9 protein-coding genes are annotated in these 14,661 nt (G+C 63.6%); 4 read left to right on the top strand and 5 right to left on the bottom strand.

The genetic code is table 11. The annotated features are described in order from the left end of the window. Window positions 1–280: 280 nt before the first annotated feature. From EYA84_RS02545 to EYA84_RS02525, 5 genes are all read right to left on the bottom strand, one after another. Complete coding sequence (locus EYA84_RS02545; protein ID WP_131051364.1) at window positions 281–1,450, bottom strand: reverse transcriptase family protein; 1,170 nt, start codon at window positions 1,448–1,450, stop codon at window positions 281–283. A gap of 194 nt (window positions 1,451–1,644) precedes the next feature. Beyond that, window positions 1,645–2,793, bottom strand: coding sequence for a hypothetical protein (locus EYA84_RS02540; protein WP_131051363.1), 1,149 nt, complete (start codon window positions 2,791–2,793; stop codon window positions 1,645–1,647). 688 nt (window positions 2,794–3,481) lie between these two features. Further along, window positions 3,482–4,792, bottom strand: a complete 1,311-nt coding sequence (locus tag EYA84_RS02535) for a DUF6602 domain-containing protein (RefSeq protein ID WP_131051362.1) — start codon at window positions 4,790–4,792, stop codon at window positions 3,482–3,484. Window positions 4,793–4,875: 83 nt separating this feature from the next. After that, on the bottom strand, window positions 4,876–5,310 hold the full coding sequence (locus tag EYA84_RS02530) for an NUDIX domain-containing protein (protein ID WP_131051361.1): 435 nt from the start codon (window positions 5,308–5,310) through the stop codon (window positions 4,876–4,878). A gap of 148 nt (window positions 5,311–5,458) precedes the next feature. Then, window positions 5,459–6,603, bottom strand: a protein-coding gene (locus EYA84_RS02525) for an IS3 family transposase (RefSeq protein ID WP_131051360.1) whose coding sequence is annotated in 2 segments (ribosomal slippage) — window positions 5,459–6,330 and window positions 6,330–6,603 — 1,146 coding nt in all. Because the reading frame shifts where the segments join, the coding sequence is not laid out codon by codon here. A gap of 631 nt (window positions 6,604–7,234) precedes the next feature. Between EYA84_RS02525 and EYA84_RS02520 the strand changes: the two genes are divergently transcribed. The 4 genes from EYA84_RS02520 to EYA84_RS02505 all read left to right on the top strand — a co-directional run bounded on the left by EYA84_RS02520 (window position 7,235) and on the right by EYA84_RS02505 (window position 14,603). Continuing rightward, window positions 7,235–9,127 (top strand): ATP-dependent endonuclease, encoded by a 1,893-nt coding sequence (locus tag EYA84_RS02520; protein WP_131051359.1) that lies wholly within the window; start codon window positions 7,235–7,237, stop codon window positions 9,125–9,127. Next, a complete protein-coding gene (locus EYA84_RS02515) occupies window positions 9,117–10,811 on the top strand; it encodes a UvrD-helicase domain-containing protein (RefSeq protein WP_131051372.1) in 1,695 nt (564 codons plus the stop codon). Before EYA84_RS02520 ends, EYA84_RS02515 begins: the two co-directional genes overlap by 11 nt. 127 nt (window positions 10,812–10,938) lie before the next feature. After that, window positions 10,939–13,287 (top strand): Piwi domain-containing protein, encoded by a 2,349-nt coding sequence (locus tag EYA84_RS02510; protein WP_162520276.1) that lies wholly within the window; start codon window positions 10,939–10,941, stop codon window positions 13,285–13,287. Next, entirely contained in the window at window positions 13,284–14,603 is a 1,320-nt protein-coding gene (locus tag EYA84_RS02505; protein ID WP_131051358.1) for a hypothetical protein, read from the top strand. The genes EYA84_RS02510 and EYA84_RS02505 overlap by 4 nt, the downstream gene beginning before the upstream one ends. Window positions 14,604–14,661 lie beyond the last annotated feature (58 nt).

Here is a 14,661-nt window from a genome sequence, read left to right as displayed (position 1 = left end):
GACTGGCGGTCGGCCGCGTTGACCCGTGTTGGCACCGGTTCACCCGGGTTGGCATCCGCTGGAGAGCACACACGGCGCACATCATCGAAGATCAAGGAGGTTCCGACCTTCGGCATCGCCACCAGAGGACCACGGAGCGCTCACCCCGGGGTCGCTCGGACCCCGCCGTCATACCGACTACGGCGGCTCCACCAAGCGTCCGCTCATAGCCGATGAGCGGGTGTCATCCCACCGGTGTTTGTTTCGGGGGCGGCACGCCCGGCGGTCGGGAGCCCTTAAGCTAGGACCACTGCCTGAACTCAACGTCACTGAAACCTTGCGCTTCGAGCGCGTCGTTCCATGACCGCCAGAGGGGGGCCACCCAGAGGGGGTCCACATCGCGGGCATGGGCCAACAGACCATCGACCCGGTGGATTAAGCCGGTCAGTGAGTTGTATTTCCAGTGTTGCGCGTGGGCAACAAGTCCGAAACGTGCCACGCCTCTTACGTGAGTCTCCAATCGCGAGCGGGCGTCAGCAGGCAGTCGCACGCAATCGCTATCGACCAGCAGCCCGAGAACGATCTTCCGAGATCCAGGTGGGACAACGCGGGTCTTACGCTGGTGAAGTTGGAAGCCAGCCTGAGCTGTGGCTGCTTGAACCTCGCCTACGCATCGGCGCGCTGCTGACCGGGCCAACCGTCCAACCGTTGAAAATGTCAGGTCGTCGGCATAGCGCGTGTAGACCAGGCCGTAGCGGTCCGCCACATCACTAAGCAACTCGTCTAGTTGGAGGGCCGTCATGTTGGCGATGGCGCCGCTGGTTGGCGCACCTTGGGGCAGGAAGCCAAGCCAGGGGACGCTGTAGGAAGGAATCGTGAAGTGGTGGGGCCAACTTGCGGTCGCTCTAAACTTACTGAAGTTTAGGCCGCGTACGTGACCCGCATAGCGAGTACACAATCTGGCAATCTCGAAGGAAACAAGACGGTTGTACCCCTGTCCTGCGAGAATGCCGAAGACTGCCCGCTCGTTAATGCTGTGAAAGAACGAGTGAAGATCGAACTTCAGAAGCCATCGGGCACCAAGGTGCTGTTCGGCGCACTGCCTGGCCGACCGCCCGGCTTGATAGGCGTAGCTCGCCGAGTGCGGATGCAGCCTGCTGAAGATCCTTTGCAGAATCCACCGTTGCACTGCCATGAGGGGTGGATCAGGGGCGGAAATGGTCCGAAGCTGGCCCTCCGCTCTCTTTGGACGGGAAAACTCGACGTAAGGATCCCGCTTTCGCTGCACCGTCTCGCGCAAGTAGATGTAGGACGCGCCGGTCAGGTGGGCCAGGTGCTTGAGGCTCAGCACTGGTGTCAGGTTGACGGCACGAACTCGACGGATCTGCTCCAGAGCAGCTTCGACGACAACGTCCGGTACCCCGCGTTGGCGGCCGATCCGTTGGTAGGCGGCGGGGGAGTCGGTTGACATCTACCTTTGGTGCCATCCCGCCAGGGTCGCGAAGCCCACGCCCCAGGCCCACGTAGGAGAAGCCTGGGCTTCGCGCCGCATGCGCTTCGGAGGTTTCTCCACAGCGGATCGGCAACGCCATCCGCCTGGCCCGCCTTGCGGGCCATCTGCGTCGATGCAGCCTGCCCAGCAAGCCCCACCGACATCTCTAGGTGTCACCGACTCCCCCTAAGCTGCTGAGGGTAGTAGAAGTCGTCGCTTCCCGAAAGCTCGAACCTAACCTTGCGGGGTCTCCTCTTCGCGGCCCGCAGCTCTTGCCAGCCTTGCTCCGTCAAACGTGGAAGGTTGTCCACAAGCCCCCACTTCCGAGCCAGAGCAAGCAGATCGCGAGTATCGTGTATCGGTAGACCTATCCCAAGAGCGAGCTTCTCAGTCGCCCGGTAGCCCGCCGCAATATGGGCAAGTAGGGCAAGCATGGCGTCGGCCGCCTTCCGCTCCTGCCCGTGCTTCGGCCTTGCTCGGGCAAGCCGCAACTGACCAAGTTCGGCCAGAACTTTGTTCAAGTCGTACTGGGGCCGATAGCCAGACAGTTCCGCCTGCAGCTCGACCGGAAAGATTCGGCCGCGGAAGAACGGCGCCCACGGCCGATGGCCGCCGGTGGCGGGCCCCTTCGTTTGGCGAAGGATCCCTGGAAGATTGTTCGGCACGGTGTGCGGCAGCACGAACAGCCCACCGCTGCTCGAACGTCCCCACGCTTCATGGGGATGATGGGCGTACCTTACGCAAAGATCGCGAATTGCTTGCCGTTCAGAATCGGCCCAGTGGGCTGCCGCAAAATCCACTCCGTACAACGCAGGCCAGACGTGGTCGATATAGCCAGACCGGCGAATTTTCCCGAGCGCGAAGCTGGAGGCCGCAAACAGCACTAGATGAATATTGACCAAGTGGAGCGAGCGCCAGCTGCGAATATGACGGTTCCGAGCCCAGGCCGCAGCGTACTTGCACGCCTCTTCCCCGGAACCGGAATAATCCCCCACGAAGACCAGGCTCCGCACCCGCTTACTTCGAAGGTATTCAAGGGAGGTAGCGCGATCGAAAACAGTGCCGGGACTCAGCCGTCTGACATCTCGCAGAATATTCTGAACCACATACTCGCTGCCGGCCTCGCCCGCCCCACTCCAAACAGTTGGCGTCACCACGTCCAAGGCAGAACTGCCTCCACTGACGGCAGGCGACTCAGGCTCTTTTTCGAACATCACGTCGTGGGGCCTAGTTGGCTTCACACTGAAGAGGGCTGCGGGACGTTCGATTTCACCGGTCGCCAGTCGTTCGGCAAGGAACGTGACCAGTTCTAGTCGGAACATGTCCGCTGAGACGAAGTGAAGGCTGTTGACTAGTAGGGAAGCTGTAGGTCGGTCTTCGGGCGTGAAGTTCGACAGCCATCGCGTTCCAGTCGGCGTCTCACTCGGCCGCATCGTCGACTTCAACCTCCACCCTTGACCTACTGGTTGCCTCGGCCTCATTGATCTAATGACAACAGAAACGGCTAGATGCCATTGCGCCGAGAACGAGAGGAACCTACGGTCGTTCCACTAAGCTATGCAGTTACAAGCACTGTCAGCACGAATTAATGCTCTGCTCTCAGAAGTGATCTATGTGCCTGCGCGAGGTGACACACGTCTTGCTAGACTATGGTTCTTTTCCAGACAGGTCAACGGGTGCTTGCGGCTCGAGCTGGCTATCGGATGGATGGAAGCAGACCTGAGCGGTGCTCGACCGAGGAGGAGGCTTCGGGGATCTACGGCGGTCTCTCAGACGACGACTGCTGCTCATCTTCCCGCGATCCCAACACGGCAGTGGTCCACCGCGCGGTTGCCGACGCCACAGCGATCGAGTAGCTAAATTCGCGATTGGACGCTGCAGACGCCCGTATGCCACGCACTGCGGCCCGAAGCCTACACGGCGCAGCGTCCTGACCTGCCGAGCGCTGCAAGCCTGGCACTTGGGTCGGTTGAGATGCGCTCCGGCTCCACCGCTGGCTGAGGGGCCCGGCTAGGAACGGGGCTCCGTGTCGAATCCGTCACCGTACTTCGCTTTGGCCCATCTGGTAAGCCGACCTGTGTTGTCGTCCGCAACAACGATGTGACCGTCCGGAAGCGGAATTATTTTGCAGCATTCTGTTATCAACTCGATCCGCGTGCCGTTCAACGCAACGAGCTGAGTGGCAAGCAGGCTGGCGATGAACTGGTCGGTATCCACTTGACGCTCGGCGAGGAAGGCAAGCAGCTCTGGCTGTCGGACGTCAACTTCGTTCCCGCGAAGGAGCGCACTGAACACGGCGGCCTGCTCGTTGTCCAGGTACACCGGCTCCCACCGCTTAACGAGGCCGGATGTCGACTGCAGGACATTCTTTGGCCAGTCATGATAGGTGATCTCCCACGTCGGACGCCCGTCTATCACCCTGGCGTGGGCAGACAGGAACGTGTGCATGACGTCCTCCTCTAGGTCCTCACCCCAGAGACCCCCGAGTGAATAGTCCTCACCCAGTCTGGTCCATATGAGCTCAAGCAGAAAGGCCAGGGGGTTAGATGCTTCCGTTGAGCAGTAGAAGTGCCATTTTGGCGGTGCCGCGAGGGAAACGTAGGGCAGCCCATTCGCCTTTACGAGCGCATATTTCCCCGAAACGACGAGATGCGGGAAGCCGGCTATGCCGAGCCCAGCCTTTCCGGACTTTCGCTGGATGACCTCGTGCAGGGAGTCACGAAAATTCTTCTCGCTGCGGAATCCTCGATAGCCGAAGATTACTCGGATGGACCCCAAGCGCTCACTGACCAGAGCATTGAACACGGCTCGATCGGCCAGCGGCAACCGGGCGAGATCCTGCAAGCTAGAGATGGTTTTCCCAGTGATCTGACCGAAAGCGCGATAAACGAGCGTTAAGTCAGGTGCCCGAGATTCGTCGGCCTGGCCGGAGTCGATATACCTGCGCTCGACGCTCTTTACGTCCGCAAGATGATTGAAAGCGTCGGCCAAGTCCTGCCCGTACAGACTTTTCTTAATCTCAACGACGGCAATCACATCTTTGGTGTGCCAAACACCCTTTCCGGTATACGGGATTTCCTTACCCTTGCCGGATACCAGCATACAATCGATCTCGCCCGACAGAGAACCGAGCCCGTCCTCGATGAATCCCGAGACTATCCGGAGGCCGAACTCGCTGGGAACCGCCCTGCTAAGCACATGCTGGGTCAAGCCCTCGTACATGTCGCCGATCGTCGGTCCGTGCTTGACTGCAACTTCGTCGAGCTTGACTGCCTCCCGCTGCATGAGCTCGTGCAGAAGATCGGCGACTGTCCGGATCATTCGCACATTCTTGCTAATTTGAGCGAGTTCGGCACGGGCGTGTGCAGGATCAGGAGGATGGTCGACTCTGATCGGATTCCTGGTCACTCGACCAGCCGGCCCACGAGGGCGCCCTGGCCGGCCTGCAGGACGTGCGCGGCCTGTAACGGTATCCAGAAGCACTCGAACAGGGTGGGCTCCTGCTCGCCGTCGTGGTCTTCCTGGCTCGCCCATCGCTCGGGCGTCGGCCCGTGCAGCGCCAGCTCGAAGACGTGCCGACGTTGGATCTCGAAGCGGAGCGGGCTGATGTCGTACTCGATCTCCCCCAGCTTGCGCACGACGGTGAAGCCGGTCAGTCCGGTTTCTTCGCGGGCCTCGCGCAGCGCCGCGTCCGCCGGGTCCTCACCGGGGCGGACGCTGCCGCCGGGCACCTGGATGCCCACCTCCTCGTAGCTGAAGTCGGTGTGGCGGAAGACGAGCAGACGCCCTTCCCGCACGACGTAGCAGAGAACCTTGTTGGTGATCACCTTCTCGGGCACGGTGCCTTCCTCCACTCCTTTCCTCTGGTGCGTCTACCCGGGGTCTAGCAGGTGTGTATCGGGCAGGCCGAAGATAGCTTCCTGGGCCGCTCGGGCAAGGGTGGCCTGGGACTGCCCCGGGTTTGGTTGACTCGCGGGGTTGAGTGGTTCAGGTCGGGTGTGTGGGCTGGTTGATTGTCTCAAACTCGATCGGGGTGAGGCGTCCGAGGCGTTGTTGCCGTCGTCGGCGGTGGTAGGTCCGTTCGATCCAGGTCACCATCGCCAGGCGCAGGTCGTGGCGGGTGCTCCAGCGTTGCCGGTCCAGGACGTTGCGTTGCAGTAGGGCGAAGAACGATTCCATCGCGGCGTTGTCGCCGCAGGCGCCGACGCGGCCCATCGAGCCGACCAATCCGTTGCGGTGCAATGCCTTCACAAATTTCCTAGACCGGAATTGGCTGCCCCTGTCCGAGTGGACCACGGTGCCGGCCGGATCGCGTAGTCGGACCGCGTTGGACAGCGCCGCGACGGCCAGAGAGGCTTTCATCCGGGTGTCGATGGAGTAGCCGACGATCCGGCCGGAGTACACGTCCTTGATCGCGCACAGGTAGAGCTTGCCCTCGGCGGTGGGGTGTTCGGTGATGTCGGTCAGCCACAGCCGGTTCGGGGCGTCGGCGCTGAACCGGCGGTGCACCAGGTCGTCGTGCACCGGCGGCCCGGCCCGCCGCGTGAGCCCCTTGCGCTTGGCGAACACCGACCAGATGCGCTGCTGTGAGCACAGCCGGGCGACCCGGTTCGGGCCGGCGGTGATGCCGTGGGCGGGGAGTTCGTCGGCGATGAACCGGTACCCGAACGCCGGATCATCGTGGTGGATGTCCAGGGCGGCGTTGATCAGATGGGCGTCGTCGACGTCACGTCGCGACACCGGCTCGGCGCGCCATGCGTAGTAGGCCTGCTTACTGAACCCCAACACCCGGCAGGTCACCGCGACGGGGATCCCGTCCGCGGCCAGGTCACCGACCAGCGGGTACATCATTTTGGGGAGATATCCCGGGCGAAGAACGCCGCCGCCCGCCGCAGGATCTCGTTCTCCTGCTCCAGAAGCTTGTTACGCCGACGCAGCTCTCGCAGTTCCGCTGACTCGCTGCTGGTGGCCCCGGAACGGACACCGTCCTCGACATCGGCGAGCTTGAGCCAGCGGTGCAGACAGCCCTCGGAGATCCCGAAGTCCTTCGCGATCTGCCGCAACGGCGCCTCGCCCTTACGCGCGACCGCGACCACGTCACGACGGAACTCCGGCGGAAACGCTTTCGGCATGACAGACATCCTTCCAGCGAGGAACGCATCCTCACAGGTCAGGAGTCAACCAAACCGGGTGCAGTCCCGGAGGGGCCAAGGTTGAACGGCGTTGACACCGAACAGGATCGGGCTGTCTGCGAGCTACGAGCCTGTAGGCGGGTGGCCCCTCAACTCTTTTGGCCGGGAGAAGTGGGCGGGCTCGTCGTACGCGATCAGGCTGTGCGGTGTGATGAGCGGTGCAACGCTGGTTGCGAGTGCGGCGCCGACTTCTGCGGTGGAGCTGGTCAGGCCTTCATGGAAGTGCGCCACTGCGCGTCCTGCCCCCGCTACGAGGTCGGCGAGTTGGATCGACGGATGATCCGATGAGTCAACCCGCGCCAGCCCTCGCGGCCTACCACCAGTCCAGAGGATTCAAAAGTCTGGGTCACCCGCCGTCATGGGGGTCTGCCGCCGGCACGGTCGGCGCGAAGCATGCTTCACGGCGGTGACGATGTGTCAAGAGCGCTCCGATGCAAGCTTGCCGGATGAGGGGTAGGGGTGCCGGCCACGAACCGCCAAAGGTGCCTGTTGTAGGACCGACGGGCATCGCGCTCGCCCAGGGCTTGACCCATACTGGCCGGACCGCATGGTCGGCCCTCAAGGAGCGCAGGTGAAGGTAAGCCGCATCACGTTCCAAAATTTCCGCGGCGCGAAGAGTGGCACGGTGCTACTTGAGGGCCACTCCTTGCTCGTCGGCGGCAACAGTGTCGGCAAGTCGACGATCTGCGACGCCCTCGACCTCGTGTTGGGCCCGGAGCGGATGACCCGCCGACCAGTCATCGATGAGCACGACTTCTTTGCTGGCCAATATCTGCTGCCCGACGGGACCACTCCAGAAATCAGGATCGAGGTGATTTTGACGGATCTTTCCGAAGAGGCGACCCGCCGTTTCCGCAGTCACCTGCGTGTCTGGTCTGCGACCTCGCAGGACCTACTGAACGTCGTGGTGCCTCCCGCACCCGCGCCGGGAGGGGCTCAGGACCTCGTCGCTGCGTTGCAACCATCCGGGCCGGGGCCGGAGGCGGGTGCTTGGTGTCTGCCGGTGGTGTTCATCGGTCGTTTCGATCCCGAGGAGGACGACTTCGCCGCAGGTACCTTCTTCGCCTACCCGGAGGTTGTTGTCGACAGCTTCGCCGACTTCGAGGGTGACCTAGGACAGGGTCTCAAGCCCTTCAAGCGCGAGGACAAGCGAATGTGCGGGTTCATCTACCTACGCGCCAATCGCACGGGAAGTCGAGCGCTCAGCTTCCAACGGGGATCACTGATCGATACGATCGTGCGGCTTGAGGCGCAGGGCACCGACGCGTCGCTGTGGGAGCGGGCGCTTCGCGATGTGGACCAGGTAGTGGTCACCGGGGATGGCTCGGGCTTCGCAAAGATCCGCCTCGAGGTCCGCAAACTCGTCAGCCAGTTCATCAACCTCAGCGACCATCCAGCGGCTGTGGACGTGCACGTATCCGATCTCACCCGTGAACATCTGCGCGAAGTCCTGCGGCTGTTCGTGTCGACCCAGCCGGGCACGTACCCGGTTCCGTTCAACCGGCTGAGCACCGGATCACTGAACCTTCTGGTGTTCGCACTACTCACCTACATCGCGCAACTGACCGAGGACCAGTCAGTTATCTTCGCGATGGAGGAGCCGGAGATTGCGCTCCCGCCACATGCCCAGCGCAGGCTGGTCCGGTTCACGCTCGACGAGATGGACCAGGTGATCGTCACATCGCACTCGCCCTACGTCATAGAGATGTTCGATCCTGACCACGTGGTGACCGTGGCCCGCGACGACGCCGGGACGCTAACCAGCTGGCCGGTTACTCTCCCAGCCGATTACAAGATCAAAAAGTATTGGACCAACCAGCGTCAGTTCGCCGAGGCGGTCCTGGCACGCGCGGTCTGTGTCGTCGAAGGAGCCACTGAGCTCGCCACCCTGCGGGTCGCCGCCGACATCCTTGAGCAGGACCCGACGTCGGACTATCAGCACCTCGACCTGACGGGCATCTCGCTGTTCGACGCCGGCGGGGACACGTCGGTGCCGCTGTATGCGCCGGTCTTCGCAGCGATGGGCAAGCCTGTGTTCGGTATTCATGACACGCCGACCAGCCCGTTGACCGCCGAACAGACCTCGAAGACCGCCGACTTCACCATCTACCGGGTGATCGGCTATGCGGGCATCGAAGAGCTGTTGACCAACGAGATTCCGGTCGAAATTCAACGCCGGTTCTGTACTGCCGTCAGCACCAGAAGTGACTATCCGCAGGAGTGTGGCATCCTGGATGCCAGCGCAGGCGAGGAAGCCGTCAGAGACCACACCCGTCACGTGCTGAAAAAGCGCAAGGGATCGTTCGATGGCTACGCGCCTTTACTCGTTGGAGAATGCCGCACCCAGGCGGATCTTCCGGCGACAGTCGTCGATTTCCTTATGGAGATTAACCAGGTGCTGGCTGAGAAGACGGCCACCGAAACGGCGACCGATGGTGCAAACGAAGCCGCCGATGAATCTTGATCATCCCCGACTCGACATCCTCGCGGCATCGGGTCACTTGCTTATCGTCGGAGGCCCTGGCTGCGGCAAGACGACCATCGCCCTACTAAAAGCACGCGAGGTCGTTCCCGCCCTCAAGCCGGAACAGTCTGTGCTGTTCCTCAGTTTCTCGCGAGCGGCGGTACGGCAGATCACCGACCGGATGGCAGGGGTGCTCAACCGGCAGACTCGACGGCGGTTGGAGGTTCGCACGTTCCACGCCTTCTTCATGGACATCGTGCGCAGCCACGGCTGGTTGCGAACCGGCAAGCCTTCGTCCTTCATCACCCCTGACCAAGAGCAGCAGATGCAGGCGGCGTTCGAGGGCGACTGGGCTGCCGAAACCCGCCGGCTGGCCGCCGACGGCAAGTACGTGTTCGACCTGCTGGCCTGCACAGCAGCCGACCTCTTCGAGCGCTACCCTATCCTCGCCGCTCTCTACGGCGACGCATACCCGGTCGTAATCGTGGATGAGTTCCAGGACACCAACGACGACCAGTGGCGAGCGATCCGTGCGCTGAGCGCGACGTCGACGATTCTCTGCCTCGCAGACCCCGATCAGCGCATCTACGACCACCTGCCTGGCGTCAACGAGGAGCGCATCCAACACGCCATCGACACCCTGCAGCCGAAGTCATTCGACCTGTCCAAGGACAATCACCGCAGCCCTGGGCAGGGCCTGCTCGCATACGCGAACGCGGTGCTGCGGAATGACCCCAGCATCCCGGTGCCGGACAACCTTACTTACGCCACATACAACTACCGGAAAGTAGAGGTACTGGCTCATCAGTACCTGATCGCGCTGCGCCAGCATCTGCGTAAGGAACTGGGCAGAGAGCCCATCATCGCGGTTCTGGCCCCGACCAATTCGCTCGTCGGTCGACTGTCGGAGGCAGCGGCGACAGACATCGAGATCGACGGGACCCCCTACCCGGCTGTGGACCACGAACTCAACCTCGACCAGGACCTGGCATCCGCGTCCGCCTACGTGGTCGCGTCGATTATGGAATGGCCCGGCGTCGACCCAGACGAGGCACTCACCGCGACGGTGGAACTCATCTGCAACTTCTACCGTGTGAAGTCCACCAAGACGCCCGGAGCGAAAGCGAAGGCCGCAGTTCTTGAGCGCGCGCTAGCGGACATCGCTGCCGGAGCGAAGGTCCGATCAGGAACCGTCAAGGCGGTCGCCGCCGCCTGCTCCAACGGAATCCAGTTCACCGGTAGTCCAGTACAGGACTGGCAACTCGCTCGCGCCCGATTGAGCGGGTCCAACGAGTTGAAAGAAATCTTCGGCAAGGCCCGCCTCATCCGGTTACTGAAAGCAACCGATGCGATCGCTTGGGCGCTCACTGACGCGTGGAACGGCACCACGTACCTAGACGCGGCAGCGGTGGTGCGTCGAGTTTTGGCGAACCGGATGATCGAGGCAATTCCCTCCGATGAGGCCGCGACCACGACCTTCATGAACATGTACAAATCAAAAGGTAAGGAGTTCGATGGCGTCGTCATCGCTGAGACCAGGTTCGGTAATGACCAGCTCATCGATCACACGAGTAAAGAGGACGACATTCAGTCTCGCCGGCGGCTCCTTCGAGTCGCGATCACCCGGGCACGCCACCACGTGGTGATCATTCGCCACGCCTCACAACCACCCCTGATCGGCTGACCTGCCAGCCCTGGCCTCCACAGGGCCTGCTTGTCGCACCCCCTGGGTAGCGTGGTTGTCCGGCCAGGTGCGCTCCGCCCGGGCCGAGGATGAACGCGAGCGTAGCCGCAGCAAGTGGAGGAGGAAGGTGGTCGAGGCAGTGCGTGGAGTGCCCGCCCCGCCCCAACGGGCGGCGCCGAGTCTGGTGGCGAACTTCCTGCCGGTCCGGTTCCACGGACAGGCGTTCCACGCGGGCGTTGTCCCGTTCGACTCGAGGGAGCGGCTTGACGGGCTCCGTACCGAGTTGCAGAGGACGCACGTGGTGGCCCGCGAGGGCAATCAGATTGTATGCGTGCCGCTCACCGCAGAAAGCCTGCCCGTCGGCACCGCACAGAAGTTCCCGATCAGCGACTTCCGCCATCTCACCATGCGCCTGGTGCGCGAGGCCTTGATCAACGAGATCATCGGGATGGGATACAAACTGCGCTCGTTCAAGCAGCCCGGCTTCGTCTCCCGGTACCGCCAGCAGGACCTGCTCGCTCAGTGCGCGGGCGACCAGCGGGAGGCGCTCGCGGGTGTGCACGTGTTCCCGCAGTACCGTCTCGATGCCCGGGCCAGCGGCCCGTCGGCGAGGATGGGCATCGTCGTAGGCCTGAAGACCAGGTACGAGTTCGACCTCACCGTGCAGGATCTGCTCGACCGCGGGTTCGGCGTCGAGGGCCGGTACGTGCTCGCCCAGACCGGTGAGGTGCCGTACAACCCGCATCTCGACGAGTGCGCCTACCGCAAGCTGGTTGGGGCGGTCGAGTCGGTACGCGCCGGGCGGTTGCAGCTACGTGACGCCCCCGCAGTATCGGAGGTCGGTGCCGGCGAGGCGTGGCTGGAGGGGCGCCTCGACACCTTCCAGGACGTCGTCGCCTTCCTTACCGGTGGGCGCCAGGGGCCGCTGCTGGAGCGGCTCGAGGAGGAGGCGTTCGCTCTGACCGGGGCCGAGGGGCGCCTCGGACGGATCACCTCGCTGGCCAGGCGGCTCGCACGAGGCGGGCCGCTGCGGATCGCCGCGGATGTCGAGGTCGAGATCGGGGTGCCGCTGGGAAGTGGCTCGACCGGAAGCAGTGGCGGTCAGGTGCGGTCGACGCCATTCGCGGAGCCGACCTTCGTCTTCGACCCGGGTGGCGGCAAGACCGACAAGTCGGCGCAGCGGGGGCTGACGCGGCTGGGTCCGTTCGACTCGGAGTCGTTCTCGCCTCGCCGGCCGCGGATCCTCGTCATGACGCCACGCCCATATCAGGGCAGCGTCGAGGTCTTCATGAATCAGTTCCGGCGCGGCGTCCCGAACGCCAAGGTGTTCACGGAGGGCTTCGCCCGCAAGTACCGCCTCACGGACTGTGATATCCGCATTGAGGCATTTGACGCCACCGGTCCCCGCGATGTGACCGCGTACCGCGACGCGTGTCTCGCCGCACTCGACCGCGACGAGAAGCCGCATCTGGCGATCGTGATCACCAGCGAGGCGCAGCAGGACCTGCAAGGGGACGACAGCCCGTACCTCGTGGCGAAGTCCACGCTGATGGGCCAGGGCGTCCCCGTCCAGGAGATCCAGTACGAGACGATCGGACGCGGCGATATCGCGTATCCGCTCGACAGCATGGCGCTGCAGTGTTACGCGAAGTTGGGCGGGATCCCGTTCGTGATCGCAGCACCGGGCACGATCATGCATGAGCTGGTGATCGGCATCGGCAGCGCGCACATCAAGCCGAGCCGGTTCAGCGCACCCGAGCGGGTCGTCGGTATCACTACTGTCTTCAGCGCCGACGGCAACTACCTGCTGTCCAACATGTCCCGCGAGGCCGACTACGACAGGTACCCCGATGAACTCCTGCGCGCCTTGCGGGTCTGCATCGACGAGGTGAAGAGCCGCAACGCTTGGCGGCCCGACGACGCGATCCGGCTGATCTTCCACGTCTTCAAACCGCTCAAGGACACCGAGGCCGAGGCCGTGAAGGACCTCGTCTCCGGGCTGCTCGCCGAGTTCCGTGCCGTGCAGTTCGCGTTCGTGCACGTCAGCGACGAGCATGACTGGTACCTGTTCGACACCGCCGCCCAGGGTGTCGGCAACGCCGCAATGCCCTCGGGGCGCCGCCAGCCGAAAGGGCGCTACGTCCCCCAGCGTGGGCACGCCGTGACGATCAGCTCCTGCGAGGTGCTACTCACCGTCTCCGGGCCGTACGACATCAAGCGGCCCACCCACGGGCTGCCCCGACCACTGCTGCTCAAGCTGCACCGTGCGTCGACGTTCACCGACATCGAATACCTGGCCGGTCAGGCGTTCCGGTTCACCGCGATGTCATGGCGCCGGTTCTACCCGTCGAGGTCCCCGGTCACGATTATGTACTCCGATTTGATCGCGTCCCTGCTCGGCCAGCTCCGGCACGTCCGCAACTGGAACGCCGACATCCTGCGCACGGCGTTCCGGACCAGCAGGTGGTTCCTATGACGGGCCAGGGGCCTGATGCGCAAACGGTCGTCGTCGCGCAACTCGCCGACCAGATGGCGGCTCTCGACTCGCACCTTGGCTACGCCAACAAGCCTGGGGACCTCGACGGGCTCTTCGCCCACCACTTCCTGAGCAGCGTCGACGTCTCGTTCGCCTGGGAGGTGAACCCGCTGACCGCGCAATGGCTCAACCAACACACCGACAGGCTGCGCCACGCCCCGGGGCTCGCCGTCCTCGGGTTCGCCCTGCACGACTTCAGGGATCACCGCGACCTCGGTATGAACGAACGCCTGGTGGACGGTCTGCGCGACCTGATGCGTCGCGACCCGTTCCCAGCCGATCGAACGACCTTCGTGACTGACCGACGGCAGTTGCTGGGCATCACGCTCGCCGCGCTCGTCGCCCGGGACGCGTTGCTGGCGTTTCACAGCTGGCTCCTGGATGTCCTGCACGACTCCAGGTTCCGCGCCGACGACCCCCGCACCGACCTCGCGCGTCGGCACTCTCTGGCCGTCCTGACCGATGAGCCGGCGCCGCTCGGCGGGTTGGCCGGTGTCAAGAACCTGCCGGAACTCTGCATGGTGCACTGGATGTCGATCGCCAGCACAGCGCGACTTGCCGATCCAGCCGCCGATCTGCAGCTGATCCAGCGCCGGATCCTCACCGGCCTCCTGCGCACCGACATCGCCGACCTATCCACCTGCGATGCGGCCCTGGTGCGCGCCGCAGCCGGCCGGATCATCGACGCCAGCATCGACAGCACGGTCCTCACCCGCAGCCACGTCGGCATCGTGCTGCGCCGGTTCCCCGCCGCGATGAAGCGCTGGCGCTGGGACGATCCGGACGACGTCCGGCACCCGATCCGCTGGGAGGTCAACTCCGAACGCGAGGTCCAGGACATCGTCTGGATCATGCTCCGATCCGTGTTCAGCGACCTCGTCGATGAAGAGCCGTTGCCGCGACTCGGTCACAGCTCCTACCGCGCGGACTTCGGCATCCCGCGCCTCGGCATACTCATCGAGATCAAGTACGTACGCTCCGCCACCGATTTCAAGAAGGTCGAGAAGGAGATCCTCGAGGACTCCATCGCCTATCTGCGCGAGCGCGGCACCTACACGAAGCTCATCGTGTTCATCTACGATGCCTCGGCCTCCAACCAGGAACACGACATCACGACCGCAGCGCTCCTGGAACGGGACGACATCATCGATGTGATCATCGTGTCCCGCCCCAGCCAGCTTCCCGCGACGGCGACACCGGGCACCGCTTCCTCGCTCCGCCGCTCCCGAATCCGACGAAGTCCGAACTCGCCCTGACCGTGATCGTAGGCGCGCAACGGTTTTCCAAGCCTAATCGCGTGCATTACCGGCTTGG

It is taken from the genome of Verrucosispora sp. SN26_14.1 (assembly GCF_004307965.1).
Classification (GTDB): Bacteria; Actinomycetota; Actinomycetes; order Mycobacteriales; family Micromonosporaceae; genus Micromonospora.
This window is presented reverse-complemented; position numbering and strand designations above follow the sequence as displayed.